Here is a 26,350-nt window from a genome sequence, read left to right as displayed (position 1 = left end):
CGCAATGGCCATCACACTCCGTCAGCAGGACGCCGATTTCGAGCAGCGCTTTTCGGCCTTCCTCACCACCAAGCGCGAGGTTTCGGCCGATGTCGAGGCCGTGGTGCGCGATATCGTCGCCCGCGTGCGCGCCGAAGGCGACAAGGCGCTGATCGACTACACGCTGAAGTTCGACAAGGCCGATGTCGGCGCGCTCGGCATCGCCGTGTCGAAGAACGACATCGCCAAGGCCTATGAAACGGCCGATCCGGCGACCGTCGAGGCGCTCAAATTCGCGCGCGACCGTATCCGTTCGCATCATGAGCGGCAGAAGCCGAAGGACGACCGCTACACGGATGCCGCCGGCGTCGAGCTCGGCTCGCGCTGGACGGCGATCGAAGCCGTCGGCCTTTACGTGCCGGGCGGCACGGCGAGCTATCCGAGCTCGGTGCTGATGAACGCCGTGCCGGCCAGGGTCGCCGGCGTCGAGCGCATCGTCATCGTCGTGCCGGCCTCGGGCGGCGTCATCAATCCGCTGGTGCTGGTGGCCGCCGACCTTGCCGGCGTTTCGGAAATCTACCGCGTCGGCGGCGCGCAGGCCGTTGCGGCGCTTGCCTATGGCACCGAGACAATCAGGCCGGTCGCCAAGATCGTCGGGCCGGGCAATGCCTATGTCGCGGCGGCCAAGCGCCAGGTGTTCGGCACGGTCGGCATCGACATGATCGCCGGCCCGTCGGAAGTGCTGGTGGTGGCCGATGCCGACAACGATCCGGACTGGATCGCCGCCGACCTTTTGGCGCAGGCCGAGCATGACGTCTCGGCGCAGTCGATCCTGATCACCGACGATGCAGACTTCGGCAGGGCCGTCGAGCAGGCGGTCGAACGCCAGCTCAAGGTTCTGCCGCGCGGCGAGACGGCGGCCGCCAGTTGGCGCGATTTCGGCGCGGTCATCCTGGTGCCGACGATCGAGGCCTCGCTGCCGCTGGTCGACAGGATCGCGGCCGAGCATGTCGAGCTTGCCTTCGACGATGCCGAGGCATTCCTTGACAGGATGCGCAACGCGGGCGCCGTGTTCATCGGCCGACACACGCCCGAAGTCATCGGCGACTATGTCGGCGGCTCCAACCACGTTCTGCCGACGGCACGCTCGGCGCGCTTTTCCTCCGGGCTATCGGTGCTCGATTTCGTCAAGCGCAGCTCGATCCTGAAGCTCGGGCCGGAGCAGCTCAAGGCGCTGGCGCCCGCCGCGATCGCGCTCGCCAAGGCCGAAGGGCTCGACGCGCATGCCCGCTCCGTCGCGATCAGGTTGAACATGTAGCGATGTCCGGCCACAACCAAACCCGCGACAGGCTGATCGACGTCGAGCTCGACGAATCGATCGGACGTTCGACGCCCGACGTCGAGCACGAGCGGGCCGTGGCGATCTTCGACCTCATCGAGGAGAACAGTTTCCGGCCGGTCAACGACGACGGCGCGGGCCCTTACAGGCTCAAGCTTTCGCTGGCCGAGTCCCGCCTGGTCTTCGCCGTCAGCCGCGAGAACGGCGCCGAGGTGGTCACCCACATCCTGTCGCTGACGCCGCTGAGGCGCATCGTCAAGGACTATTACCTGATCTGCGAAAGCTATTACGAGGCCATCCGCTCCTCGACGCCGAGCCATATCGAGGCGATCGACATGGGCAGGCGCGGCCTGCACAATGAGGGCTCGCAAACCCTGATGGACCGGCTCGCCGGCAAGATCGAGATCGACTTCGACACGGCGCGACGGCTGTTCACGCTGGTCTGCGTGCTGCACTGGCGGGGCTAGATCAGGATGACGTTTCGTTGAATCGCCATCCTGATCTAACTCTTTGTTGGAGCATGATCTTTTCCGAAAACCGGTTCCCACTTTTCGGGATCATGCTCTAGTGGCCGCCCTGCCCCATTCGATCCTGTTTTTGTGCGGCATGAATGCCGTGCGCTCGCCGATCGCCGAACAATTGGCGCGCCGCATGCTGCCCGCCACCACCTTCGTCGCCTCGGCCGGCGTGCGCGCCGGCGAGCGCGACCCGTTCGTCGATGCGGTGCTCGCCGAAGAAGGCCTTTCGCTTGGCGAGCGCCAACCCAGGACGCTGGAGGATATGGAGGACGATTATTTCGACCTGATCGTGACGCTGGCGCYGGAGGCGCACCATGCGGCGCTCGAGCTCACCCGCTCGCTCGCCGTCGAGGTCGAATACTGGCCGATGCCCGACCCGACCGACACAGGCGGGACGCGCGAGCACATCATGGCCGCCTACCGCGATGTGCGCGAGCGGCTGAAAGCGCGCATAAGCCGGCGTTTCTTGCTTCCTGAAGCAAAAAACCCGGCCGATTAAGCATGTTCACAAGCGCGCGATTATCATATAGGTTCCGCCGCAAATTCCGGCTGGAGTCGGATGATTTCGGGTCTGTTCGACCCGAAATCATCCGACTCCAGATCAAGAGTAGAGCATGATGTCGTCCGAAAACCGCTTCGGCATCATGCTCTAGGCGCCGGAGCGCAATCCAAGCAAAGGTATCGAATGCCGAAGGAAGAAGTCCTCGAATTTCCGGGCGTGGTCACGGAACTGTTGCCCAATGCGATGTTCAGGGTGAAGCTCGAAAACGAGCACGAGATCATCGCCCATACGGCCGGCCGCATGCGCAAGAACCGCATCCGCGTGCTGACCGGCGACAAGGTCCTGGTCGAGATGACGCCTTACGACCTGACCAAGGGCCGCATCACCTACCGTTTCAAATAGCAAATCGGCGTCAAGCGCGATGAGCACCCTGCAGAAGCTCGTGCTTGCCTCGGGTTCGCCGCGCCGCATCGAACTCTTGCAGCAGGCCGGCATCGAGCCGGACCGTATTCTGCCCGCCGATGTCGATGAGACGCCGCTGCGCGCCGAGCATCCGCGCTCGCTGGCCAAGCGTCTTTGCAAGGACAAGGCCGAGAAGGCGCTGGCCTCGCTGAAAAGCGAGGAAGACTATGCGCCCGCCTTCATCCTCGCCGCCGACACGGTGGTGGCGGTGGGGCGGCGCATCCTGCCCAAGGCCGAGACGATCGACGACGCCATCAACTGCCTCGGCCTGCTTTCCGGCCGCTCGCACCGGGTCTATTCCGGCATCTGCCTGATCACGCCCGGCGGCAAGCTGCGCCAGCGGCTGGTGGAGACCAGGGTTCGCTTCAAGCGGCTGCCGCGCGAGGAGATCGACGCCTATGTCGCCTCGGGCGAATGGCGCGGCAAGGCCGGCGGCTATGCGGTACAGGGCCTGGCCGGCTCCTTCGTCGTCAAGCTGGTCGGCTCCTATACCAATGTGGTCGGCCTGCCGCTCTACGAGAGCGTGGCGCTGCTTTCCGGCGAAGGCTTCAAGGCGCACAAGAACTGGCACGTCGCGCGGCCATGAGCATCGTCCACACATGAGTTCGGGCGACAAGGTCACGCCGCTGAGGCCGAAGCGGCCCTGCCCCGAATGCGGCAAACCGTCGGCGCGCGAGCATTATCCGTTCTGCTCGGCGCGCTGCAAGGACATCGACCTCAATCGCTGGCTGAAAGGCGCCTATGTCATCCCCGGCCGTGACGGGGAAGAGGAAGAGGACGACGCGCCCAAGCCAAGTCCCTCGCCCAAGGACGAGGATTGAGCGGCGGCTGCCGCTCAATACAGTGATTTTTCTTTCCCGACAAAGCCGACGCCTAAGCTAAGTGCTTGTTTTCACGCAACTCAGGAGCAGGAAAGAGCCTGCGCATTTTTCCGGGAATTGCACTTGTTTTTTCAGCAATTCCGGGGCGGAAAACCGCTGCACACTTTTCCTGGAATTGCGCTTGTTTTTGCGCAATTCCCGGGCGGAAAACCGCTGCGCACTTTTCCTGGAATTGCTCTGGACAGCCAAGATACCCGTGCTATAACCCACGCGCTTTCAAGGGGCGCCGCCTGGTGCCTTCGTGAAACCCGGCAGGCGATCCCGTTAGCCGGCACAGGCCCAGATAGCTCAGTTGGTAGAGCAGCGGACTGAAAATCCGCGTGTCGGTGGTTCGAATCCGCCTCTGGGCACCATTCCCTCTTCTCCCCAGGCTCCCTTTCACCGAACCATCTACGCTTAAGTCTCCGCAAACGGCTGGTTTTGCACATCTTTTCGGCACGAAAGATGCGCTTGGGCGAACTTCATCGCGGTTGGGCAAACTTCGTCCAACGGGGCGAGGTGTTGGTATTTTTGTTGGTATCGGAGAACCTGTTGGTATCGAGCCCCAATAGGAGGTCCTACAAATTGGCTCTCTCCGACGTGAAATGCCGCAACATCCGGCCTGCGTCCAAGCTCCAGAAACTATCCGACGGCGGCGGGCTGCAGCTATGGGTCCAGCCGTCGGGAACAAGGCTATGGCGCCTCGCCTATCGGTTCGGCGGGAAGCAGAAGCTGCTGTCTCTGGGCAGCTATCCTGTCATTTCTCTCGCTGATGCCCGCCAAGCGCGCGATGAAGCCAAACGTCTCCTCAAGGCTGGTGCCGACCCGGCCCAGCAGCGCAAATTCCAGAAGGCTAATTCGCCAAAAGACACCTTTCGCTCAATCGCAGACGAATATGTTGAGAAGCTGAAGAAGGAAGGACGTGCCGATCGGACGATCAGCAAGGTCAAATGGCTGCTCGACTTTGCCTATCCGACAATCGGCGCCAAGTGCATTCGGGAGATCGATACGGCAAGCATCCTTACTGTTCTTCGTCGCGTGGAGGTTCGCGGTCGATACGAGTCGGCCAGGCGCCTACGCTCAACAATTGGCACTGTGTTTCGATTCGCAATCGCGACAGCACGCGCCGAGGCAGATCCGACGATCGCTCTCAGGGGCGCGCTCATCAGCCCGACGGTCACGCCTCGTGCCGCGATTACTGATCCTAAGGCCTTGGGCGGCTTGCTGAGGGCGATCGATGCATTTGATGGACAGCCTACAACCCGAGCCGCCCTGAAGCTGATCGCACTGCTGTTTCCCCGCCCCGGCGAGCTTCGCGCGGCAGAATGGAAAGAGTTCGATTTCGAACGCTCGGTGTGGATCATTCCAGAAGCACGCATGAAAATGCGACGGCCGCACCGCGTACCCCTTTCAAGGCAGGCCTTGAGCGTCCTGGCCTCACTCAGACAAATTTCTGGTGGCGGATCGCTGCTGGTTCCTAGCGTTCGATCGGTTTCGCGTCCGATTTCCGACAACACGCTTAACGCCGCCCTGCGCCGTATGGGCTACGGCAAGGAGGAAGCTACCGCGCACGGTTTTCGAGCAACGGCATCAACTCTGCTAAACGAATGCGGAAAATGGCATCCGGACGCCATCGAACGGCAGCTGGCCCACATTGAGAACAACAACGTTCGTCGTGCCTACGCCCGGGCAGAGCACTGGGAAGAGCGCGTCAAGATGATGCAATGGTGGGCCGATTACCTGGATGAACTCGAGAGCAAAAACGCGCGGGTAATCTCAATCGTGAGGCGCGGCAAGCCTGTTGTCCATGCACGACCGGGGGAGTCCACTTGGGACCCAACAACGACAGTTCACCAAACATCGAGGCGAATCGCCAAGCTCCGAAAATCAAATTAACGGTCGAAGACGCCGAAGCTGGCGTGAGATGGTGGGCCCGGTATATCCTTCGTGTGATCTCGTATGGTCAGGCGGACCTCTAGTTGCAAGAATTTGGATTGAGGGTCCGCCCCGCGCGAGACCACGTCGACCTGAAAAGGACAGGATGCAAGTAGGTTGGTTGCGGGGACCCGCAACCCCTTTTGTCATAACTTCGTCAGACTGGTCATTTGGGTCGGGTTTGGCAAGTTCGAGGATGCCGAACAACTCACCACGTAGCTCCGCATGGACCTCGCCGCGCTTTTCGCCGGGCGTAAGCACGATCTGGCCGATCAACGAGCGCAGCGCCTCGGCGGCTGGACGTCCGTCCTCGTGGTGGGCGAGCGCTTGGGTGAGCTGCTCGACCCGCTTGCCGTAGAGAGTGGCGATGTTGGGATGCAGATCGGGCACATCGGTGGGCGCCAACTCTAAGCGCGCGGTGATCTCGGCCTTCTGCTTTTCCAGGTCTTCCATTCTCGCTTTCATCGAAGGTTGGGTAGAGGCCATCTTCGATCCGCCGCCATGATGCCGGCGATGGCGCGCTCGATCTTGTCGAGCGTCTTGCGGTCCTGTTCGCCTTGGGCGCGACGCTCTTGGTTGAGGCGGTTTGTCTCAAGGGCATACGCTCTGATCGCCACGGCATCGGCCGAGACCAGCCTTTTCCCTCAGGCCTGCGAGGACTCGTTGCTCGATCTTCTCTCGGGTGATGGTGCGGCCGTTGTCGCAGATGCCCCGGCGCAGGTGGTTAAGACAGGCATAGCGCTCGCGTGTGAACAACCCGTAGCGCCCGCCGCAGCAGCCGCAGGTGAGCAGACCGGAAAGGAGAGAGACCGGCCGTCTCATGGTGTGCAGCTTCCTGGCCCGGGCCTTGCGCGTGGCGTTCGTCACCGCCTCGAAAAGCTTGTGGCCCAGTGCTGGTTTCCTCAGCCATCGCGGTCGCTCCAAATGGTGGATCGACCGTCTATCGGAGGGCCGCCGGACGGCGAGGGAAAGCGCAAAGTTCATGTCGTAGGGCCACAGCGTGCAACGACTTGCGCCGTGCGGTTTCGGCGTGTCAGGAGACCGTTACATCGCCACGGAACTCGGCCGCGCCTTCCTCTTCCAGCGCCGCGACGAGCTTGACTGCTGACTCCCAATGCCTGGCGATATCGCTCCGCGTCTTTGCCCGACTCCGGTTCCCAACCGGCAACCCTCCCGCGATCACCTTCAAGTCACGCAGTACGGAAGCTATGTGCGGCCACGGGAAGTCCGTAGGGTCACCGATATCCCGATCAGCGCCAACGATCATTTCCAACTTGGCGATGATGCCTATGAACGATGTTGCGGCGATGTCAGGGATAGAATCCTGAAGTTTCAGAGCTCCGGTCATCGCAAAGACCTCGGCCTCCCGTGCGACAGCATACTCCAGTGGACCACCGAGAGTACGCACGGTTGGGGGTTGAACTCTCGCTGGTGGATCTGCGGTCAATCCCTGAATTCCGGGATCGCGAAAGCAGCACGGGAACCGTCGTGGCGCACTTTTCCATCAGAGTGACGGAGCATCGTCACAGGCAATCCGGCGCGGTCCGGCCGCCTCGCGATCGGCGCGGCCGCAGGCAAGATAATGTGCGTTCCGTCGTTCCTGGTCTGCATCGGTCCTCATCCGCCGGAGCGGATCTCTTGTGTCAGATGGCGCCCGTCAGCGTGCGGGCGCCATGCGTTTCAACTTCCGACGCACCGTTCATCGATGCGCTCCCAGCAACCTGCGATCCTTGATATGAGCGCGCTGGGCAGCATCGCTTCGGCTCGCCGCTGAATCGCCGACGTACAACGTTCCGTCGGTCCACATCGCGTGGATGATCACCGCCAGCTTGCGAGCCACGGCGACAGGCCTTGTGGTAGCAGGAGCATTTGGCGATCGCCTGGCCCCAGCTCTTGACCTTGTCCTTGCCCTTGAAGCGCGTCATCAGCCCGGACGCCGCCTCGTAGAGCGAGCGTCGAACATCGGCGTCGTCGGCCTTCGAGATGCGACCCTGAACGTCGATCGTGGTGCCCGACTGCCAGCGCCGCGATGTCAGCCCGAAGTGGGCCGCGACGTCGCGTGAGCGGCGGAAGCGCGACGGATCATCGATCGCCGTCATGAACGAAAGTGCCGTGACCGGGCCGACACCGGGGATGGCCATGAAGCGTCGGCATAGTTCGCTGCACGCCACCACTTTGACGACGAGATCGTGCAGCCGGCAATACTGCCGCCACAGTGCGGCGCGCGCCGACAGCACGGCGTCCATCACCTCGGATGACAGCGGATCGTCCCCCACCGCGGTGCGCATCGCCTGCTCGAAAGCCCCTCGCCCGAACTTGCCCAGGCGGATGCCGAACGCCTTCAGCGAATGGCGTATGGCGTTCTCCAGGTCGAGGAACTTGGCCTTCAAATTGCGGCGATGCGTCAGCAGAAGCTTGGTTCGGTAGCAGCTTGCAGCTTGATATGGGCCTGTCGGAACCAGCCGGTGCGCATGATATGGGCGAGGCCGAGCGCATCGGGCTTGTCGATTTTGTTGCGCTGCGCCGACAGCGCGGCGCGCACGTACTGCGTCTGCAGGCAGATGGCCGGCAGGCCGAGTTTCTTGAGCTCGGAGTGCAGGTCAGCGATAGCGATTTCCCTGGTGGGCGACGTTGCGAATTTGTCTTAGGAAGGGCTCGAGGATTCCGAGGATTGTCTTGGGGTCGATCACGACCGCTGGCCTTCAGGTTGCGCTTGTGTTCAGGATCGCCTTGCCCGGCAGCAAGCTCTCCATCTTGACCTGGGTAGGCGGAACCAGCCCGTACGCACAAGATGAGCACATCCACGTGGGGCACGCACTGCCCCGTCCCCGACTGTCTTATCAGTGTGGATTCCGCGAAAGCGATACCAGTCACGGCTCGTTTATCGGCGCAGCAAATCCGGAACGTACGGCACGTAAGCACCACAAACAACACATCCAGATCGACCACAGCCGCCGCCTCCGTTGCACCTTCCATTGATCACCGACAGCGCATTCCACCCTGGGCAATTCAACTCCCGCTCTTCCCCTAGCTCCGGAGGCGAAGTCTGGGATCAGTGAGAGGACGGCTGGGCACGCACTGGATGGCTTGTGGAAGTGTATGGATCGCGTCCGAGTGAAGGGCGGGTAGACCGCCCCGCCTTCGCCCACTTTGCGGCCGCGCGTCTTGCCCTTCCCGAAGCGTAGCCATCAGCAAACCTATGGCTCAAAGCGCCTTTTTCGTCGAAATCCGGGTGAAGCCGCGATCGCTTGACTTGCTATTTCGAAAGTAACTTATTGGTTCTTGAAACAGAGCCGATAATTCTTGACGTAAAACTCGACGTTGCGATGCTTCATGGAGCGCCCGTCTGTCTTGAACATAAGATGATAGAAGGTAATCCAGAACGCGGCAGCATCGTCAAAGTTGATTTTTTTGACAGGACCCACTAGAGAGTAACAGCCAGTATTTTTCAGCAATGCCTTGGCGCATACGTCATTCGCCATCTGGCACGCGGACACGAATACGCGCCGATCTTCCAGGCAAGGCCTGAGCATCTCGCCGAGCTCGGCGTAGGAAATGTCATCAAATGTCGTAGCTATTCCCGCTTTGTCAGCATGACACGACAAATGGAGATAGCGGTAGTTGCTGTCTTCAAAAATATCGATAATCTCTTCCAGTTCACGTTTAGTGCGAATATAAAAATATTTTGTCCTCTTCTTTCCTGATAGGTGCAATATCTTCGATAGAAGCTGACCTTCCTGCGAAGCGTCGTCCTCGTCTCGCAAGCGAAGCGACTCGATAGTGAATATCTCTGGAATTTTCCTGGAAGTCATGGGAGTCCCCTCGAAACGTGGCTCCTTAGGCTCGATCGTACCGATGTAGAGGTCACGAGTATAGACGTTGGGCGAGGCATCGATTTGGACGTTCGACCGCCAGACAGTCTACGCAAGCTAGGTGCCGCCTCGAAAGGTGAACGGCCCATGCATCAGGTTTGGGCGTTGCCAGTTCGCCGAGAGGCCAGCACCCTAACGCGCGATCCACCTCCGCCCCCAGACATAGCTCTGTTCGGACCGCGTCGTAGCCCTCGGCTGCGAGCTGGAGCCGCGAGACCGAAGTTGGCAGCCGCGCCATTTTGACGACTACGGAAATAGGGACTCGGGACGCATTGCCGCAAGAACGTACACTGTTTTCACTCAGGTCGGCCGGATACTTTGAGCCGAGCAGCCATGGCGACGAACGCCTGTTCCGTGGCGGATGTTGTGACCACCACAAGGATGATTTCAGGAGCGGCCTCGCGGACGGGGCATTCAAGTCGAACCGTGAGATGTTACTGAGAGTTTACGCCCAACTTTGGTGCTTATTCGGTCTCGCTTGCGTACGACTATTTTAAGTCGCAGAATTGATTCTAGGGGAGGTACCAATCTTGATTCGGGGGCATACGAGATTCGGCCGCTCGGGCATTTCCTGCCTCGCGGCGAGGCTTTGACCTTTGACACTCCGGGATATTGCATTCGACGACGACTATCGTTCCGGTGCTCGGACACTAGTGGATCAGTTTTTCAGACCTGCACTGGGTCAGGCAAGGGGCTATTGGCGGGCTGTTGGTTATTTCTCAAGCTCCGCACTTGAGCTTTTCGGAGCCCCGCTAGGCGACTTCTTGCGCAAAGATGGTCATATCCGCTTGGTGACTTCAGTTGAGCTCAAGCCTGACGACTTGGTAATCATCCAACGCCACGAAAAATCCAGGAAAGATCTATGTGCGGAACGACTTGAGCGAATCATCGACGAGGAGTTTCGCGACGGCGTTGGCCCCGGCGTAGAGCGCCTGGCTAGGCTCCTTGATCTCGGACGGCTTCATATCAAGATCGCTATGCCCCGATACGGCGCTGGCATCTATCACGAAAAGGTGGGCGTTTTTCTCGATGGCAACGATTACGTCGCCTTTACCGGCTCGGCCAACGAGAGTCGCTACGCATTCGAGGAAAACTGTGAATGTATCGAGGTCTACCCTTCGTGGGCAGAGCCGCGACGCGCGGCTCGAAAGTATGCCCACTTCGATGCAATCTGGCACAGCGTAGACGACAGCGTCGAGACTCTCGACTTCCCTGACGCCGTCCGCAGGCAGCTGTTGCGTAAAGTCGAGGAACACCGAGCCAAGGCCAATCGCCCGGTACCAATCGCACCCGATCCCGAATGGAAGTGGCGACATCAGCGCCAAGCGGCCGAGGAATTCATCCGCTCCGAGCGAGGCGTGTTGAACATGGCTACCGGCACAGGGAAGACAAAGACCGCTCTACGAATTGCTCGCATCCTCGTAGACCTTGGCAAAGTGGATACAATTCTTGTCACCACAGATGGAACGGACCTCTTGAAGCAGTGGAGGTCGGAGTTGTTGGGGCTTCGCGCCGAGCTTCCTGGTTTTCACGTTTTTAGCGACTTTGAGCAGCATCGAGAGGTCCAAGAATTCGCGCTCGCACCGATCAGAGCTATTCTGTTGGTATCGCGCCTTGCAATGGGCGTACGCGACCCGCTCGCCGCAGCTATGCGCTCGCTGACGCTTGAGGAGAAGAAGAGAACCCTGCTCATACACGATGAAGTTCATAAGCTTGGAAGTCCAAGTAACCGCGCGCGACTGACCGGGTTGTCCGATGGCATTCGCTTTCGACTTGGCCTTAGCGCAACCCCCGAGCGCGAGTATGATCAGGAAGGCAACGACTTTATTGTTGAGCACGTTGGCCCGGAAATTTTCCGCTTTGAATTGGAGGACGCAATCAGACGGGGAATACTCGCGCCGTTCGATTACCATCCGCTTCGATACCACTTGACCGCAGATGATCGTGAGCGGCTGCGTGACGTCTATCGCCGCAAGGCTGCGCGTGCCGCAGCTGGCGAACCAATGAGCGAGCAGGAAGTATGGACCGAACTGGCGCGCGTATACAAGACGTCAGAAGCCAAGCTGCCCGCGTTTCGCGATTCCATAAACGACCGGCCAGAGCTATTGCGGCGGTGTATAATCTTCGTCGAGACAATCGAGTACGCAACTGCGGTGCTCGAGATCGTACATAGTCATCGTCCAGACTTTCACACCTACTTCGGCGGTGAAGACTCGGACACTCTTCGGCGCTTCGCGCGTGGCGAGCTTGAATGTCTGATCACTTGCCATCGATTGTCGGAAGGCATCGATATTCAGTCCCTTTCGTCTGTAGTATTGTTTTCGTCGGCACGCGCAAGGTTGGAGACGATCCAGAGAATGGGGCGTTGCCTTCGAGTTGATCCCAACGTTCCGGATAAAATCGCAAATGTGGTTGACTTCGTTCGGGAGCACGATCCCGACGCAATTGGTCCTAGCGCAGACGAAGACCGCTTCATCTGGCTGTCCCAGTTGGCCACCGTGCGATTTGAAGAGGATGCACAGTGAGCCTTGATCTGAAAATAATAGACGCAATACGGGCTGCTGTAGATGGAGAAGGCCAACCATCAAATTTGGCACGCCGACTCGTCGCGTGGTTAGAGGCGATCGCGGATGAAAGCGAAGACATCAATGACATTGCGGCAACTGACCGTCGTCTCGAGATCATTTACGAGGCCGTATTAGTCGACGAAGAAGATGACGCTAATGAAACTGACGACAATGGCGAGAGCGAATCCTGATGGCCGCTACACTGCAGATACTTGGATGGACGTCAGAAGGATTGCGCTGTCCGGATCACGATATCGCGTGCGTTGCAACTGACGGCCAGCCGAATGCCGTGACGTTAATCCAGATGCCCAATGGCACGGGGAAGACGACCACACTGATGCTGCTGCGGCTCGCCCTCTCGGGTGGGTGGGCGAGAGAGACACCGACGCCTGCTCAGTTGCGAAAGCTCCAGAAGAAAGGGGGCATCCAGAAAGGTTTTTTTGAGCTGCGGCTCATGATGAATCAGCAGCGCGTGACAATCCGGATTGAGTTCGATTTTGAAATGGGTCGGGTTAGGTACCGGACCACATATGGCTCAGGCCAGATGGATAGGTTCGATCCGCCAGCTGAATTTCGTCGTTTCCTCAATGGCAACTTCATCAACTTTTTTGTCTTCGACGGTGAACTCGCTGCGCACTTGCTCGACGACAAGTTCACTGATGCAGATTCCGTGGTGGAAACATTGTTCCAACTACGCACACTTCAAAACGCGGGGGAAAAGGTCTCCGGCTATTGGGAGCGCCGCGCAGAAGAGAAGGGAGACGAGCGCTCAAAGCGCGCACGAGAAAACAAGTTGAGCCGCATTCGCGAGCGCCTCAGCGAGTTAAAGCGCGAGCGTCGACGTGTCACTAAGGAGCGGGACGAGGCTGCGACCAAACTCGAAGCGCAGCGTATTGCGTACAATGAAGAGATCGCAAAGTCACAGAGTTCGGAGCGCGAGATTCGAGAGGCGGAGGACACCTTGAGGCGAGCCCAAGATGATGTTCGCGAACAGGCAGTGGCGGTACTCGAATCGATGCGAATTCCACAAAAGCTCTCTGTGAGCTTTGGCGACTCGATTTATGACCTAAAGCGGAATCTTGATCGCGCCAAATTGCCGGGAACCGCAGCGCGTGAATTTTTTCAGGATTTGTTGCTCGAGGAACGTTGCGTCTGCGGCACTGTGATTGACGATGAACTTCGCGGGAGAATCCAGCAACGCGCTGTCAACTACCTCGCATCTGACGAAGTCGGCTTCCTAAATGCGATGAAGACTGACATCGAGGAGGCAGTTGGCGCCTCTCGTGAAGCTCCGGTGGCCGCGCTCAGGTCTGAAATGACCGAGCTTAGTGCCAAGGTTTCCGCCGAAAGGGACGCGCACAATGTCCTGGATGCGCTGCAGTTGGCAGCGGAGCGAGCAGATCCTGCGGTGAAAGCCGCGAGGGACGAGATTGAGTCGTTAGAACAGCGGGTCAGCAAGTTGGAGGACGAGCTTGAGAAGTTTGAGGACAAGGACACCCAGCAAACAATCGACAATACATGGGGCATCGACGTTATGGAGAAGCGGCTCGGGGTCGCCGAGGAAAAGTTGGCCCGTACCAGCGAGACACTCACGCTCCGAAAACGCCGAGACGTCCTGAACCGGATTCTTGCCCACGCGCACGATTTAGCACGCGAAGGAGTAATGACAGAGGTCTGTGAGGAGGCGAACGTCAAAATCTCCCAGCTTATGCCCGATAATGATATCCGCATCGAGCGCATCGAGCGCTGCCTGGTGCTTGAAGGACAGGAGGGTGGAAGTGTTGGCGAAACATTGTCGATCGCCTACGCTTTCCTAGCCACTCTGTTCGATAGGTCTGATCACAGGTTGCCGTTTGTAGTGGACAGCCCTGCCGGTCCGATCGACCTCGCGGTGCGGCCGAAGATAGGTGAGTTAATCCCGCGGCTCACTTCCCAGTTCATAGCTTTCACGATCTCATCGGAGCGTGCTCAGTTTGTCCCATGGTTGAAGCGCGCCAGTCCGGAACCGATCCAATATGTCACCGTGTTCCGCCGAGGAAGAGTGCAACTTGAGGCACAGGCGCGGACATCTTCGGAGGTTGTTGAAACGATCGATGGTGTGAAGGTGGTGGGTGAGGACTTTTTCAACAGCTTTCAGCTCGAAGACGAGGAGGCCGCATAATGCTGCCGTTCCGTGTGCGCAAGGAGGCAAAGGTTTGGTTCAAAGATCTTTACCGCGATAAGAGCTTCCGGATTGATTTCGATGCATTTTATTTCTGCTTTATCGCGGGGGTGTCGGCGGGTAGAAAACGGTCCATAGCGGGAGAAGAAACTTCAGAGATGGTAGACTATTTTCCGTCGCCGTATGGGGGAGGCAGCAAGATTTTGGTCGGACTCTTCCTGTCTAGCGAGTTAAAAAAGCTCGGACTGGAGGTCACCGAGCGTGAGGCGGTGCACAAAGCCATCGCCAAACTTGTTCGCCACGACGCCGGCAATCATCTAACGGCGGAAGGTGTTGGCGAGTTCAACCAATACGCTCACGGCGGGTTCGATGTACTATTAGAATGGTTCGATGATCGCCCGCGATCACTCGAGACGTTTGAGCGTCAGTTCAAACGAAAGTTGGATGCACAATTGGCAACCGTTGGCTGAGGTCGGGGGAATGGAGAAGATTGGAGAGAGCAGTCGTATCCGAGGGAGGTAAGCGCGCAGGGATCCAGTCCCGATCGACCAGCACCGGAGAGGACGCTCGCAAGAAGATGTCAGCACGTTCGATGACCATCGTTGAGGCGATCCGTGCCGTCATGCGCGATAAGTCACGCCCGATGTCGCCGACGGAAGTCTACGGGGCCATCGTTGCGACGGGTTTGTACGTTTTCAATACCGACGAGCCAGTGTCGGTCGTGCGGGGGCAAATTCGCCGAAAGTGTCTAGGACTGGATTTCCCTTCAGCATCATCAGTCAAGTACTTCAGTGCGACAAACGACGGCCGCTACGCTTTGATTGATGAGACTGCAAGCACGACACCGGTACCTGTTCTCAATCGACGCGAAGAACAATCAACGCTGACGCAAATCCTCCAGCTTCAACGAAAGCATGAGTGCGAAGTACGAACACGGGTTCTCGCGGCCTTGAAAGACCTCGAACCAAGTGCTTTCGAGCGCTTCTCAGGTCGGTTGCTCAACGCATATGGCTTCGAGCAGGTGGTCGTGACGCGTAAGTCACGGGATGGCGGCATAGACGGCCATGGCCAAGTGCAAATTGGACTTACCACAATCAGTGTTGCGTTCCAGTGCAAGCGATATCGTGACAAGGCGGTTGGGCCGGATGCGGTAGAGTCATTCCGAGGACGGACGTCAGGCCGTCATGAACAGGGATATTATTTCACAACCTCGCGCTTCACGCGAGAAGCTGTCGAGGCGCAACGCCGTCCAGGGGCAGTTCCCATAGTGCTTTTTGATGGAGGCCGGATCGTGGATATCATGTTTGACAAATCGTTCGGCGTCGGTTTTCGCAATTTGAGGATCCCAGAGCTCAATATTGACGTTGTTCTCGAAGAGTAGGTCAGCGCCGATTGCTCCGCCTCGGAGAGATTGCCATTGCGAACCTTTGTTTGTCGTAAGATATCTAGCGAGTTGCGAGCGCAACGAGTGAGCCGATCTCCCGGATCGACCTGTCGTTGGCGAGATAGGCTATCCCCCGGTGAAGATGCAGCCGGAACTGCTGCGCCAGCGTTTCCTCGTCCAGGAGCAACCCGTCTTTTGCGCAGCGCTGCTTCAGCAGTGCCGTGTAAATCTCAGCATGACGTCCGCCAAACACACGCCACGACATTTCTACGTTGCTGTCGGCCGGGATTTTCGCTGGCGGTGGAACCGAAGGTTCGGCAAGAGACCGACAGAAAGCCCAGCGGCAGAGTACGTTCCAATGCTCAATTGCGGTATGGCGCTTGAGCCGTATCAGCTGTTCTCGGGCTTGTTTTGACAAGCGAATGTGTTCGATTGTCACTACGCGGCCTCGCGATGGAAGTAGCCTTGCTCCACGATCGTCCGCCCTTCGCGCTCGTCGTATCGCAGGTGGTAGCTCCGCCCCACCGCAGGGAGCAGATGTTCATAGTCGGATCCGCTCAGTTCCTTATCGGTCGACAGGAGCATGACCTGGTGGCTGGCCCAAGGGAAATAGCGACTGACGAGCCGGGCCCTGTGTTCAGAGTCTAGGCGGCCCAGGGGCGTATCGATCACCATTGGAAGCGGTCGCCCAGACGCGCGAGCCAGACCCCATAGCATGGCGATGGCCAGAAGTTGCCTTTCACCGGCCGACATTCGCTCAGCGGTGAGTGGCTTATCGTCGCTCCCCCGCAGCGCCAGTTCGAAGCTATCGGGATTGATTGTCAGCGCGGTGACCAGCGATGTCTTCCTTGCTAGCTGCTGGAAACTCTCGAAGACAAACTGTTCAATCCGGGCAACATGGCGGGCGATAACGGCTTTCCGGAACGTGTCGAGGGTTGAGCGGACGCGCTGAGAATGGTTCAGCAAGCGGACGATGTCTTCCTGTTCAAATTGCTGACGCGCGACAGATTCCAACAGACGGCTTTCCTTCGTCCGCGCTACTTCGAGCCGTCCATCGAGAGCTGCAATCTCCGCTTCGCGTTTGGACTGCTCGAATGAGGCGATGCGTACGGCCTCTTGAGCCGCGTCGCGCTCGGCGATGAGCTCGGCCACTGCGTCGTGAGTGGGGACAGCGGCGAGCAGTCCACGCAGCTGTGCAATGGTGGTGGCAAGCTGCGTATCATGCGAAAGCAGATCGCGCGCCTGCGCTTGGCCTTCTGCGACACCAATAGCTATTGACTCGATCGTTCCGCGTGTTTGTTGATCGAGATTCAGGTATCGGGGGCCTTCGGCCTTCTGTCGGAACACCCGGATCCTCGTGTCGAGGTGTTTGCCAATTTCCTTGTGAACACGCGCAGGCAACGAAGCGATGGCCTTCAGACCAAGCAGATCCTCGTACTCCGCCGCGAGAATGGCAGCGGTCTGTTCGCCTCTCGCGCGTTCGTCTTCGATCGCGGCCTGTTGCGTGATCTCCAGCATCAGATCCGAGACCATGGCTAGCGGCAAAGCGCCGGCCGCGACTTCGCGAAGCGAGCGCTCGACGGCTTCCTTGCCTCTCAGTGCAACCGAAAGCTCGGCCTCGAGACGGCCGCGGTCTTCGAACAGCGAGCCGCCCTCCACCTCGTACCGATGGTCGAGTTCCTCGGCCCGCCGCCTAAGCTGATCAACGTCGTTTACCGCGGACGCACGCTCCCGTACCAGTCTGGTTCTGTCGGCTATGACCGCTTGTATTTCCTGCCGTAGAGCCTCGAGCTGCATTGAATGAGCGGGCGGAGCCAAATCCCCCTTGTGTCGACGCTCAATGGTGAGCAGATCACTGCCCAAACGCTCAACGATGTCCAGACCCAACAGATTCTGAACTGCGGTTTTGATCAAGGCGGGCGCTGCATCAAGATCGGCATATTTTTCAACCTTCTCGCCGTCGAAAAAGAACAGTGGAGCAATCCGAGCAGGGATAAACTCCTCCACCTGGGTGCTCCAGTGCTCACTGGCGACTTTGTCAAAGGTGTCGTTTCTGAAGACCTGGAATCGCTCCTTGACCGTGTCCCCGACTGTCCAGGATCGTGTTAGCCGCCAACGTTGCTCCTCACCGTCTACAGTGTGCCGGAAACAGACCTCAACGGCGGCCTCGGGTTGCACCGCCTTGCGGTGCACTGAACGCCGCAAGTACGCATCGTAGCCCAAGTCACCCCGACCGGCGCACTGTGCCATGTTGCCGAATAAGCATAACTGTAGTGCGTCCAGAAGCGTGGTTTTGCCGCCACCATTGAGACCCCCGAATAGGATTACCGGGCGTTCGGCATCTTCCGGTGTCAGCACGATCGTTTGCCGTCCACCATAGGTGCCGAAATCATGCAGAGTTAATTCGTCAAGTATCATCGTTTGGCCGATCCGGCGCCAGACGCAGCAATGCTGAGAAGCGGAAGGGCGTCTTCTTCTTCGACCTGATCGTCCTCTTCGGAAAGGTCGTCCAGGATTCCGCGGCGCCGAAGCGCAGTTTCCATAGCCTGTTCGGAACTGTCATAGGATCCGCGTTGCAGCGACTGCTGCAACGCCTTGAACAACCCGGCACGGCGCGCCATCGTCCGGTGTTGCCGTTCAATGTCCAGCAGTTCGCGGGCTAGCTGGTAGTGCAACTCGTCCTCCCCGCAAATCTGGCGAAGGATGTCCATCTCGTCCCTGCCGAACGCCAGGCTGTCATCGATCCTGCGATCCGGAAAAGCCGTGCCAAGCACCTCCTCGTAGATGCGAGGAAGATTGTCTTCGATCTCGTGCTTCTCAACCACCCAGAGTCGGCGGATCTCGCGAAGCTCATCAAGGCTGATAAGCTGGATGTCGGATACCTCCGCCGGCCCATTCTTCTGAATATGCCGTTGCGCTTCGAGCACCTTGCGTAGCCACCGCTCGCGGGAAGATTGAAGGTAGGGACCGTGTACGAGACGGTCGTTGTGAATTTGCAGTGCTCCGCTCATCTTGCGGAAGTCTCGGAGGTGCCGGTCATCCCGTTTTCCCGTATCCGCATTGCGAATGTCGAGCTCATTCCTCAGTTCGAGCAGCGGCAGCATCCACTCCTTTTCGCTGTCGTTTTGGATCATAGCGGTCATTGACTTGTCGCGCTCGACCATGGTGCAGACCCAGCATCCGAAGCGGCTGTCGCCACAACTGGGGGTGGAGGCGTCAATAACCAAAGGACATTCGCCGTCTGCTGATGCGCCCTGATACATCGTGAGCAGGTCCTTGTTATCGAACCCCCAGGGGTTTCGGACCTGCATCAGGAACGTCCAAACGTCGTCGTTGGTCCAGTTCTCGATGGGCGAGTAGACGTACGAATTCGGCAGTTTGCCGTTGGGGCTGAGCTTTTCGCGGACTCGTTGGCCCTCGAACCGCTCCATTGCCTTTGCTCGCGCCTGGCTTTCGGCTTTTCGCGTGCCTAGGACGACTATGGCTTCGCCGCTCGCCTTCACAACTCGGGATATGAAGCGGTTCGAAGGATTAATTTTCAACCGATCAGTGCACCATCGGAATTTGGGCCGCGGCGCCGGGTAGCCGCGCCCAATCAAGGTAGTCCAGAACGACTCCGCCGGATCGGGCGTCAATCGGTTACTTGTAAGCGGCAGCCCACTTTTTGCGGCTGCTTCGCCCATCTTGTCGAGTGAGCGCGCCACCCATGCTGCTACGATGGGATTCTCGACCAGTGTGTCGGTGCTGATGACGTAGACTGGCTTCAGGCGGAGGGTGGGCTCAAGGCGTGAAAGCGCCATCCACACAAGCTGGAGGGTGGCAGTGGAATCCTTGCCGCCGCTATATCCGACGACCCATGGGGTACTGTCCGCTTGATAGAGGCTGCCGATCTCGTCTAGCAGATTTCCGACTGTAACTTTAAAGCCCGCCTCGGAAAACGCTGAAGCCTTGGTCGATGGGACGCCGCCAATATCAAGCTGCATGAGCGTGTCTCCGAAGGGCGTCTTCGAGGGACTGCTCATCCGCCGATAGCGAAAGGCCAAGACGTTGTTTGATCATGTTCGACGTCAGAACGACGCTCTGATGGGTCTTCGACATCTTCCCGGCGACAACAGCCCGTCCGTCCCAAATCTCGGCTGAACGGCTCCAGTCGATCGACCGTAGGCCAGCCAAGGACTTTTCGAATGTCTGGCGGTCGAGTGAACGCAACATCGAATTGCCCACTCGCCCGAGCGCATGTAGAGCGACACCGTGTGAGTTGATGTAGGCGTCGCGCAGCGCGCCTGAACTCATCGCCCCGCAACGCACGTCGTCCCAATGCGGCATCTCGGTCGCAACCACACTCCAGAAGTCGGTTGCAACATCGCTGCGAGTGGCTTCGTCCATACCCAAGTCGCTCAACAGCGCCTCGGTAGCCGTGTAGAACGCGCTGAGCGTGAAGAGGGGTTTTGACCTCGGCGCCAAGCTGGTTTTCTCGAATTCCACTAACTCGGCCAGGGCAGGCAGTCGTGTGAGCAGGAGCTTCGACACGATGGCGAGCCCGTCGCGATGATCGTAGAGGACACTCAGTGAGCGGGATGGCCGGATAGCGTATCGGTTGAGATCAGCGAACATCTGCTGGCAACGTTCGAGACCTCGGTCAAAGAACAGGACAACCGCGATTGTCTCGTCCGCAAGCTCAGGCACCTGCTCGAGTGCCGCTTCGATCGCAGCCCGCCGGTGCTGCCCGTCATTGATAATGATCTTGGCGCGCTTCATTTGCACCCGCAGGGTGCCGGTTAGCTCATCATTCGCGTTGGGTAAAAACTCGGCTTCGCCGTCGATTGACGCGGTGATCGCTGAGAAGACGTAATCTGTTTTGTTCTCAATGAGATAGCGGGTCATCTCCGGAATGCGTCCGCGGTTCAGTTGGCGCTGGGAACGCTGTTCGGGCGTAAGACCGGCTTCATTGAAAACGAAGATCTTCGGCACGAGACCCAGCGGACACATCGAGATGTAGTACTCGCGCCCCGCCTGAATGCCGCGCACTGTGGGAAACTCCAGGACAGCCCTCATCCTACCCTCGAAAATCACTTCCAAACGTGAGACTATTGTATAAAGATGCTCGCAAGATAGTCAACCAAACAAAACAAACAGAGACGTACATGGTCGTATATCTTGACATGGCCGCGACGACGCCGACGGATCGCAGGGTCGCCGAGCTTGTGCTCGAGTATATGACACGGGAGTTCGGCAACGCTGGTAGCAGAACGCACGCCTACGGAGCTGACGCGCTGGCGGCTGTGAACGCGGCAAGGGCTCAGATAGCCCGCACCATAAAGGCCGACGCCTCAGATGTTCTGTTCACCAGCGGCGCAACAGAAGCCGACAACTTGGCTATTCTGGGTCTGGCAGAGGCCGGACGCCAAGCGAATCGGCGCCACCTCGTTTCGACATCGATTGAGCACAAGGCGGTGCTCGAGCCACTTCAGCATCTGGCTGCAACAGGGTTCGAGGTGACACTTGTGTCACCCGACAAGCATGGACGCGTTAGCCCCTCTGACGTCCTGGCAGCAGTTCGACCTGATACGCTGCTCGTCTCAATCATGCATGCAAATAACGAGACGGGCGTAGTTCAGCCTATAGAAGCGGTCGCCGATGCCCTCCATGGCGAATGCCCTTACCTTCATGTGGATGCCGCACAGACCTTTGGACGCCTTAACCGAGCTCTTTCACATCCGCGCATCGACCTGATCAGCCTTTCCGGTCATAAAATCTATGCTCCCAAGGGCATTGGCGCACTCATCATGAAACGTCGTTCAGGTCGTCGTGCCCCGATAGCTCCCTTAATGTTTGGGGGGGGGCAGGAGCGAGGTCTACGGCCTGGTACCCTTCCGGTCCCCTTAATCGTCGGCCTCGGATTGGCCGCCGAACTCGCTGAAAAAGAGCGGGAGCAGCGTCTACGCAAGTGCGTCGCCATAAGGATGGCAGCATTGGAAGCCTTGGCGCCCCTCTCACCCCACGTTCACGGGGAAGAGGATTTTGGCGTCCTGCCGCACATCCTGAGCGTGTCTATCCCAGGAGTAGACTCAGAAGCGGCAATGGTGGCCACGAAGGATATCGTTGCGATTTCGAACGGATCAGCCTGCACATCAGCCAGCTACCAGCCCAGCCATGTTCTTGAGGCTATGAGGGTGCCCGCTGATGTGACGGCCGGTACTGTCAGGATATCATGGTCTCATGAAACTCAGACGCTACCATGGGGGCTTTTTGCCAGTCGATTGAACGACCTCAGGTTTTAAGTGCTTACGTGTGCGGCATAGCCGGCTGATATCTTGTACGCCTCCCACCGATTTCTGGCCTGCGCAACGGGCGAGATGTGTCAAAGTCGAGGCTACCTTCGTTCACCCCATAACTCTGCAACTTTCGACGCCGCATGAAACCTATCGGCTGCTATTGGGTCGTGTTCCTGGCAAAAAACAGTCAGGTTCATCGGATTCGGCGAGCCCTGCCAATCAAGAAGTGAGATGAATAGTTCGGCAGTCTTTGCTGTCCGGTCGCATCCCGCCGAATGACGGCATTGGCCACGCAGGGCGAGGATCCGGATGGTCCAGAACGGGTGAGGCAACTCGTGTATTTGATGCGCCCCGACGTGGAAGCCGGGTATTTTGGGCGGCACATGACTTGCTTCATATAGCGAGACCTTGGAACTTTTGTGTTTATTACACCACCCGCATGCGAGTCGGAGGTTGTCCAGACCATGGCCGCCGGCGGCAACGGGCACCACATGCTCGATTTCGATGCTGATGTCTCGGTCGAGAAGGCGAGGACGAAAGACGTCGACCAGCTTCGGAAGCCGAACTGCTTCCCGCCCCTTTACGCGCAGGAAGGCATCTTGCGCTCCCTTAGAGAATGCAAATCCGCAAATGTAGCAACGTGGCGGTGTTCGCTCCGCAAGGAGTGCAAGCTTAGTCGCTTTGTCGGCAAAATCTCGGGCAACCGAAAGGCGTATCCGTTCGACCTCAGCAAAAATGTGATCCGTAATTTTTTCAGTGAGGTCCCGACGACGTGGAGAATCGACCATAGGGTACAACAGTTCGATCCGCTTCAGTACGACCGCGTACACATCAAGCCGTTCCAAAGCGGCATTTCGCGCAATGGCGAGGGGGCTCACAAGGCCTTCAAAAAACCAGCGCAACCACAAACGATATTGGTCGCCGCGCAGAATTGACTGCTGATCACCCAAGAAAATTTCCGGAACGCTCCGCAGCGACATAGCCGTGACCGCGCTGTAATCCCAGCTGCCAGCAGGTCCAATCGGGGTCCCAGCAACGAAGTGGATTTCATCATCGATGGCCACGCGCTAGGCTTTCAATATTTTAGAGAACTCCGCGGCCGCTGGCGGGTTTCCCCCTTGTTGGCGATGTGTTGCCCACAACTTCGACCACTGGCGTCTCGTGCCCACAGAGTCTTTTTTCACACCGGAAAGTTTCCAATCGCGCGCGAAATATTGGCCTGAAACATATTCTAGCCACCCGTTCACAAGAGCGGGAATATCTTCGGTAGATCCGATCTTCGTTTTTTGCTCGCGCAGATATGAAAAGAAATCTGCAGCTAAGATATGCAGCATTGGTTTGTTGAATATGTTTGAGCTGCGCGGATCGCCCCAGAAATTCGGCGCATTGATGTCTTCCGACGCCAATTTCTTGCGAACCTCACTCCAGAATCTCTTGAAGACAGCCATCCACGGGCCGCTTAGATCCTGCCAAAAATCTTGCGGCCCTTCGAATTCCAGCGCCTGCCAGTCTGATATGATTGCTGATCCAGCGAGATGATGCTTTTGCCAGGTCAAAGCGTGATCTGTTGTCTCATGGTAGAAACGGGCACCCTTTAGGTAGCGAAAGATGTCGCTCAATGAGCCGACCACGTTCCATTGAAGCTTGCTGCTGTCGTCGGACCCGAATCCCTTTGCGACCAAACCCCGGAACGGACTGTCTTCAGCGCGCGAGAGAATGGAGATGACGCGCGCTCCTTCCAGAGGGATCTTGGCGTCTTCGAGCCGGGCTGCGATCGTTGCGAGCTCCCCCTCGGCAAGGCTCGTCGAAATGATTGTGCCGAGAAGCGCTTTGGGAACAGGCGTCGCCTTTTGATTGACTAGAACGTATTGAAAGACATGCTCCGCAGGCGAGTCGTCCATTAGCAGCGATACAGGCAAATGCCGTGCAATCTGACTGGCTACTGTTGAGGCTGCCTCGGCGGGAAGAGCACCACTCGCGACCAAATCTTCGCCCTGGGCACTAGTATTTGCTTGATCTTGCGCGGCTAGGATAGCGCCGCGCAAACGGTGTTGCCCATCGACGAGAATAATCGGGCGAAGATAGGAGATCAGAATTTCGCGCGAAAAGCCGGCCAGCTCGTCAGGAGCTTCTGCCCCCAGCTTCTTTGTAATCTCCTCACGTGCCCGCAGATGATCCCAGAAGGTCGAGATTTGGGATTCATCAAATAGCGCATCCTCAGCGGGCTCGGACAGCGACACCTCGTCGCCGTCGTCCGGCTCTTGGGTCGCACCCTCTTCATCAGGCGTGGCCGCCAAAGATGCACCAGCGTTGATCTGCGTTTCCAGCTCGACGATCAACTCAGTGGGGATTGGCCTGGTGGCCAGGCCTGAAACTCGACTTTCCAAATATGCTCGGGCTGCAGAAAGAAGCTGCTGAAGGGTCATCGCCTCGAAATCTTCAAGCTCGATCATGACGTGACCGGTGCGCTGATCTGCGGGGTCCGGCTTATAGGTAACCCTAATTCCCGCAGCCTGCCGGACAGCACAAAGGAGAGGGTTCTGGATAACATTATTTGGCTCGGCAAAGAACTTGCGCAGAGCGGCTTCGCGCACAGGCGACACCGTACGCTGGAAACCGGCGGTTTCAGTACCAGACAGGCTTAGACGTTGCGGAATGCCGATCCACCTCTCTATCTCAGTCGCCGAAGCTGAGAAAAGCAGGATCGTCTTTGCCTCGGTCGACTGCCGTACCGTTACGCACGGGTATTCAAACAACTTACCCAATGATGCCCCCTTAACAATGTATCGATGGCCGCCGAGAGACGCTACGCTAAGATACGGAAATGGCAGCGTGGGCCAAGTCCAAAATAGGGAATGGGGCGATTTACTATCCAGCGCCAGTCGCGCCCGGGCCAGTGGCGAGACCCGTGCCCAAGATGTTCGCTGTTGTCCTTAACGCGCCCGCTCCTTGTACTCTATCGAGCGCGCGAGCGTCCGATCGCGGCTTGGAGGAGACGATTATGCGTTGGCCTTTGCCGGAGGGCTTCCCAGTGATGTCGTGAGCAAGCATCGCAAATTGGTCCGCGACGATCGCGTCATTCTTTTCATCCGGCCAGTCAACCGGCATTTGAGACGTTGGTACAACTAGCAAGAAGTATCAGGGCTTAGTCATAACAGCAGCTGCCGCGGCGCGACCAGTGCACGACCGCAGATCGGTTGCCTTCTTGGGAATCAAGGACGACTAACCGTCATCTGCAAAATACAGCCTGATCTCGTCCTGCTGCTTGCCGAGCGTACCGTCCTTCCGGAAGCGAGTTCCGTCGACCACAAAGATGATGCCTTTCTCACTGGAGTAGACGGCCGTGCTCGTTACAGAAATGCGGACAATGCGGCCTTGAACCTGCCCAGTCACGATATCACCGATATCGATCCCGAGAATTGATTTTGCCACTGCCGAGCGTTCTGACTCGAGCTCCGTCTCCCATTGATCCAGCTGTTCTTCGATCCGCGCCCAGGCATCCCGAGCCGACCGAAACGGGCGAGTCGGCGCCGAACCAGGTTCTGTCTGCCAGCGCGAGGGTATCGTTGGGCGCGGTTCGCTCCATGGCGCGCGCGGCTCCAGACAGCATTTCGCACACCTGCTCCGCGTCTATCAGCGCTTGGAGCCGACTACGGTTGGGCGCAACGGTCGCTCTGGTGATGGAAGGAGGCAGGGCTACTTCGCGAGTGGGCATGTAGTCGATTGGCATGATTTCGCGCAGCGCCAATCTTGCGGTACCGATGCACTCAGGCGGCTGTTCCTCTCGCCAGGCACGTCGCGTGCTTTGCACCCAAATCTCTGAGGCGGAGACGCAGAGGGTGCTGTCCAGAGACATTCGAGAATCCGGCGCGTGGATGTAGCGGGCAGACCAGGAATGGTTAGTCGACGTCAGCGGCATCACCACATGGTGGAGCTGGTGTTCGCGGACCCCATGCGCACCAGAGAAGCAATCAGCTCCTGTAAGGGAGCGGTCAGCCGGACAAGAACGGCGGGGCCGTTCCCGACCGACCAACGGTCCTTTGCTCACTCTCAAACATGAGAAGCTGGGGCCGGGCTAATGGAAGCAGCTTCCCGACGAGACTTGCGGCGCTTCCCTGCAGCGAGTGGCTCCAGCGGGCATCGATCCTTCCCTGCTTGACCCATTCGTGGGCGCGGTTCTGGATCAGCAGCAGAAGTTGCGCCGCGAGGTCCGGATCGAGTTTATGGAGTCTGTTTCCGGTGGCCGCAGCAGCGTCGACGCCTTGCGCCTTCAGGTCAGCAACAGCGGCGTTGTAGAATTGCTGTTGAAGATCGGAGAGAGTTCCGGCTGCTTGGATGCGCGCGGTGTCACGCCGGCGCCGATCGATCTCTTCGCGGAAGGCACCCAACGGTGGGCGCCGGGGACCACCTCCTGCCTGAACCTTGGCCCTCGAGGTGGCTTGGGGACCTGCAGGCGCCTGTAAAGCTTGGCGAGTGCCACATCGGAGATACCGAGT

General features: G+C 58.5%; 25 protein-coding genes, 1 tRNA gene and 1 pseudogene. 14 read left to right on the top strand and 13 right to left on the bottom strand.

Features of this window, described 5'->3' with window-relative positions:
* Positions 1-4 precede the first annotated feature (4 nt).
* The 8 genes from hisD to LCM4577_RS13645 all read left to right on the top strand — a co-directional run bounded on the left by hisD (position 5) and on the right by LCM4577_RS13645 (position 5,556).
* Complete coding sequence (hisD, locus tag LCM4577_RS13680) at positions 5-1,297, top strand: histidinol dehydrogenase (RefSeq protein ID WP_071071697.1); 1,293 nt, start codon at positions 5-7, stop codon at positions 1,295-1,297.
* Between the two features lie 2 nt (positions 1,298-1,299).
* Positions 1,300-1,785, top strand: a complete 486-nt coding sequence (locus LCM4577_RS13675; RefSeq protein WP_040989433.1) for a UPF0262 family protein — start codon at positions 1,300-1,302, stop codon at positions 1,783-1,785.
* A 100-nt stretch (positions 1,786-1,885) separates the two neighbouring features.
* Positions 1,886-2,335, top strand: a complete 450-nt coding sequence (locus LCM4577_RS13670) for a low molecular weight phosphatase family protein (protein ID WP_274535005.1) — start codon at positions 1,886-1,888, stop codon at positions 2,333-2,335.
* A 186-nt stretch (positions 2,336-2,521) separates the two neighbouring features.
* Positions 2,522-2,740: a translation initiation factor IF-1 gene (gene infA / locus LCM4577_RS13665; RefSeq protein ID WP_006200926.1), complete on the top strand. Its 219-nt coding sequence runs from the start codon at positions 2,522-2,524 to the stop codon at positions 2,738-2,740.
* Positions 2,741-2,759: 19 nt separating this feature from the next.
* A complete protein-coding gene (locus tag LCM4577_RS13660) occupies positions 2,760-3,386 on the top strand; it encodes a Maf-like protein (RefSeq protein WP_040989438.1) in 627 nt (208 codons plus the stop codon).
* 13 nt (positions 3,387-3,399) lie between these two features.
* The gene (gene yacG, locus LCM4577_RS13655; RefSeq protein WP_040989440.1) at positions 3,400-3,621 is read left to right on the top strand and encodes a DNA gyrase inhibitor YacG; all 222 of its coding nucleotides are present in this window, start codon (positions 3,400-3,402) and stop codon (positions 3,619-3,621) included.
* A gap of 337 nt (positions 3,622-3,958) precedes the next feature.
* Positions 3,959-4,034 (top strand) — tRNA-Phe (locus tag LCM4577_RS13650).
* 211 nt (positions 4,035-4,245) lie between these two features.
* A complete protein-coding gene (locus LCM4577_RS13645) occupies positions 4,246-5,556 on the top strand; it encodes a phage integrase central domain-containing protein (protein ID WP_071071742.1) in 1,311 nt (436 codons plus the stop codon).
* Here the strand turns inward: LCM4577_RS13645 and LCM4577_RS13640 are convergent.
* From LCM4577_RS13640 to LCM4577_RS13620, 5 genes and pseudogenes are all read right to left on the bottom strand, one after another.
* Complete coding sequence (locus tag LCM4577_RS13640) at positions 5,548-6,048, bottom strand: hypothetical protein (protein WP_198541042.1); 501 nt, start codon at positions 6,046-6,048, stop codon at positions 5,548-5,550. The two genes, LCM4577_RS13645 and LCM4577_RS13640, sit on opposite strands and share 9 nt — an antisense overlap.
* Positions 6,049-6,186: 138 nt before the next feature.
* Entirely contained in the window at positions 6,187-6,417 is a 231-nt protein-coding gene (locus LCM4577_RS13635) for a recombinase zinc beta ribbon domain-containing protein (protein ID WP_244508321.1), read from the bottom strand.
* A 211-nt stretch (positions 6,418-6,628) separates the two neighbouring features.
* Entirely contained in the window at positions 6,629-6,943 is a 315-nt protein-coding gene (locus LCM4577_RS13630) for a hypothetical protein (protein WP_244508316.1), read from the bottom strand.
* Between the two features lie 351 nt (positions 6,944-7,294).
* Positions 7,295-8,288: pseudogene (locus LCM4577_RS13625) on the bottom strand (IS110 family transposase); the annotation flags it as partial.
* 579 nt (positions 8,289-8,867) lie between these two features.
* The gene (locus LCM4577_RS13620) at positions 8,868-9,407 is read right to left on the bottom strand and encodes a hypothetical protein (RefSeq protein ID WP_071071692.1); all 540 of its coding nucleotides are present in this window, start codon (positions 9,405-9,407) and stop codon (positions 8,868-8,870) included.
* Positions 9,408-10,231: 824 nt separating this feature from the next.
* On the opposite strand from LCM4577_RS13620, the gene LCM4577_RS13615 reads away from it, so the two are divergent.
* From LCM4577_RS13615 to LCM4577_RS13595, 5 genes are all read left to right on the top strand, one after another.
* Positions 10,232-11,992 (top strand): DEAD/DEAH box helicase family protein, encoded by a 1,761-nt coding sequence (locus LCM4577_RS13615; RefSeq protein ID WP_244508315.1) that lies wholly within the window; start codon positions 10,232-10,234, stop codon positions 11,990-11,992.
* Positions 11,989-12,225, top strand: a complete 237-nt coding sequence (locus LCM4577_RS13610) for a CxC ATPase DNA modification system associated small protein (RefSeq protein ID WP_071071688.1) — start codon at positions 11,989-11,991, stop codon at positions 12,223-12,225. The genes LCM4577_RS13615 and LCM4577_RS13610 overlap by 4 nt, the downstream gene beginning before the upstream one ends.
* Positions 12,225-14,195: an AAA family ATPase gene (locus LCM4577_RS13605; protein ID WP_071071686.1), complete on the top strand. Its 1,971-nt coding sequence runs from the start codon at positions 12,225-12,227 to the stop codon at positions 14,193-14,195. Before LCM4577_RS13610 ends, LCM4577_RS13605 begins: the two co-directional genes overlap by 1 nt.
* Positions 14,195-14,665: a hypothetical protein gene (locus LCM4577_RS13600; RefSeq protein WP_071071684.1), complete on the top strand. Its 471-nt coding sequence runs from the start codon at positions 14,195-14,197 to the stop codon at positions 14,663-14,665. The genes LCM4577_RS13605 and LCM4577_RS13600 overlap by 1 nt, the downstream gene beginning before the upstream one ends.
* Before the next feature lie 122 nt (positions 14,666-14,787).
* Complete coding sequence (locus LCM4577_RS13595) at positions 14,788-15,576, top strand: restriction endonuclease (RefSeq protein WP_157900466.1); 789 nt, start codon at positions 14,788-14,790, stop codon at positions 15,574-15,576.
* A 64-nt stretch (positions 15,577-15,640) separates the two neighbouring features.
* Here the strand turns inward: LCM4577_RS13595 and dndE are convergent, their stop codons facing one another.
* Genes dndE through dndB form a run of 4 tightly spaced genes read right to left on the bottom strand, consistent with a single transcriptional unit; the run spans position 15,641 to position 20,634 of the window.
* Positions 15,641-16,018: a DNA sulfur modification protein DndE gene (gene dndE, locus LCM4577_RS13590; protein WP_071071682.1), complete on the bottom strand. Its 378-nt coding sequence runs from the start codon at positions 16,016-16,018 to the stop codon at positions 15,641-15,643.
* Positions 16,018-17,997 (bottom strand): DNA sulfur modification protein DndD, encoded by a 1,980-nt coding sequence (gene dndD / locus LCM4577_RS13585; RefSeq protein WP_071071680.1) that lies wholly within the window; start codon positions 17,995-17,997, stop codon positions 16,018-16,020. The genes dndE and dndD overlap by 1 nt, the downstream gene beginning before the upstream one ends.
* Complete coding sequence (dndC, locus tag LCM4577_RS13580; protein WP_071071678.1) at positions 17,994-19,562, bottom strand: DNA phosphorothioation system sulfurtransferase DndC; 1,569 nt, start codon at positions 19,560-19,562, stop codon at positions 17,994-17,996. Before dndC ends, dndD begins: the two co-directional genes overlap by 4 nt.
* Positions 19,552-20,634, bottom strand: a complete 1,083-nt coding sequence (gene dndB, locus LCM4577_RS13575; protein ID WP_071071738.1) for a DNA sulfur modification protein DndB — start codon at positions 20,632-20,634, stop codon at positions 19,552-19,554. Before dndB ends, dndC begins: the two co-directional genes overlap by 11 nt.
* Before the next feature lie 89 nt (positions 20,635-20,723).
* Between dndB and LCM4577_RS13570 the strand changes: the two genes are divergently transcribed.
* A complete protein-coding gene (locus LCM4577_RS13570) occupies positions 20,724-21,860 on the top strand; it encodes an aminotransferase class V-fold PLP-dependent enzyme (RefSeq protein ID WP_083354723.1) in 1,137 nt (378 codons plus the stop codon).
* Between the two features lie 92 nt (positions 21,861-21,952).
* Here LCM4577_RS13570 and LCM4577_RS13565 read toward each other — a convergent pair whose 3' ends face one another.
* From LCM4577_RS13565 to LCM4577_RS13550, 4 genes are all read right to left on the bottom strand, one after another.
* Complete coding sequence (locus LCM4577_RS13565) at positions 21,953-22,918, bottom strand: HNH endonuclease (protein ID WP_083354720.1); 966 nt, start codon at positions 22,916-22,918, stop codon at positions 21,953-21,955.
* Between the two features lie 3 nt (positions 22,919-22,921).
* A complete protein-coding gene (locus LCM4577_RS13560) occupies positions 22,922-24,619 on the bottom strand; it encodes a hypothetical protein (RefSeq protein ID WP_071071671.1) in 1,698 nt (565 codons plus the stop codon).
* Between the two features lie 457 nt (positions 24,620-25,076).
* A complete protein-coding gene (locus tag LCM4577_RS13555) occupies positions 25,077-25,286 on the bottom strand; it encodes a hypothetical protein (RefSeq protein ID WP_244508313.1) in 210 nt (69 codons plus the stop codon).
* 560 nt (positions 25,287-25,846) lie between these two features.
* Positions 25,847-26,242 carry a hypothetical protein gene (locus LCM4577_RS13550; protein ID WP_244508312.1) on the bottom strand — a complete coding sequence of 132 codons (396 nt, stop codon included), beginning with the start codon at positions 26,240-26,242 and terminating at the stop codon, positions 25,847-25,849.
* Positions 26,243-26,350: the final 108 nt, after the last annotated feature.

The sequence above is a fragment of the Mesorhizobium sp. LCM 4577 genome (assembly GCF_001854795.2).
In the GTDB taxonomy this organism is placed as follows: domain Bacteria; phylum Pseudomonadota; class Alphaproteobacteria; order Rhizobiales; family Rhizobiaceae; genus Mesorhizobium; species Mesorhizobium plurifarium.
The sequence above is the reverse complement of the archived record's forward strand: the minus strand, read 5'-3'. Positions and strand labels throughout refer to the sequence as shown.

Excerpts from the sequence above, each read along its gene's own strand:
- infA (WP_006200926.1), top strand. The coding sequence starts at position 2,522 with ATGCCGAAGGAAGAAGTCCTCGAATTTCCGGGCGTGGTCACGGAACTG.
- dndC (WP_071071678.1), bottom strand. The coding sequence starts at position 19,562 with ATGCAGCTTGATATTGGCGGCGTCCCATCGACCAAGGCTTCAGCGTTT.
- hisD (WP_071071697.1), top strand. The coding sequence starts at position 5 with ATGGCCATCACACTCCGTCAGCAGGACGCCGATTTCGAGCAGCGCTTT.
- LCM4577_RS13600 (WP_071071684.1), top strand. The coding sequence starts at position 14,195 with ATGCTGCCGTTCCGTGTGCGCAAGGAGGCAAAGGTTTGGTTCAAAGAT.
- LCM4577_RS13595 (WP_157900466.1), top strand. The coding sequence starts at position 14,788 with ATGACCATCGTTGAGGCGATCCGTGCCGTCATGCGCGATAAGTCACGC.
- LCM4577_RS13570 (WP_083354723.1), top strand. The coding sequence starts at position 20,724 with ATGGTCGTATATCTTGACATGGCCGCGACGACGCCGACGGATCGCAGG.
- dndB (WP_071071738.1), bottom strand. The coding sequence starts at position 20,634 with ATGAGGGCTGTCCTGGAGTTTCCCACAGTGCGCGGCATTCAGGCGGGG.
- LCM4577_RS13620 (WP_071071692.1), bottom strand. The coding sequence starts at position 9,407 with ATGACTTCCAGGAAAATTCCAGAGATATTCACTATCGAGTCGCTTCGC.
- LCM4577_RS13605 (WP_071071686.1), top strand. The coding sequence starts at position 12,225 with ATGGCCGCTACACTGCAGATACTTGGATGGACGTCAGAAGGATTGCGC.
- LCM4577_RS13660 (WP_040989438.1), top strand. The coding sequence starts at position 2,760 with ATGAGCACCCTGCAGAAGCTCGTGCTTGCCTCGGGTTCGCCGCGCCGC.
- yacG (WP_040989440.1), top strand. The coding sequence starts at position 3,400 with ATGAGTTCGGGCGACAAGGTCACGCCGCTGAGGCCGAAGCGGCCCTGC.
- dndD (WP_071071680.1), bottom strand. The coding sequence starts at position 17,997 with ATGATACTTGACGAATTAACTCTGCATGATTTCGGCACCTATGGTGGA.
- LCM4577_RS13635 (WP_244508321.1), bottom strand. The coding sequence starts at position 6,417 with ATGAGACGGCCGGTCTCTCTCCTTTCCGGTCTGCTCACCTGCGGCTGC.
- LCM4577_RS13675 (WP_040989433.1), top strand. The coding sequence starts at position 1,300 with ATGTCCGGCCACAACCAAACCCGCGACAGGCTGATCGACGTCGAGCTC.
- LCM4577_RS13640 (WP_198541042.1), bottom strand. The coding sequence starts at position 6,048 with ATGGAAGACCTGGAAAAGCAGAAGGCCGAGATCACCGCGCGCTTAGAG.
- LCM4577_RS13630 (WP_244508316.1), bottom strand. The coding sequence starts at position 6,943 with ATGACCGGAGCTCTGAAACTTCAGGATTCTATCCCTGACATCGCCGCA.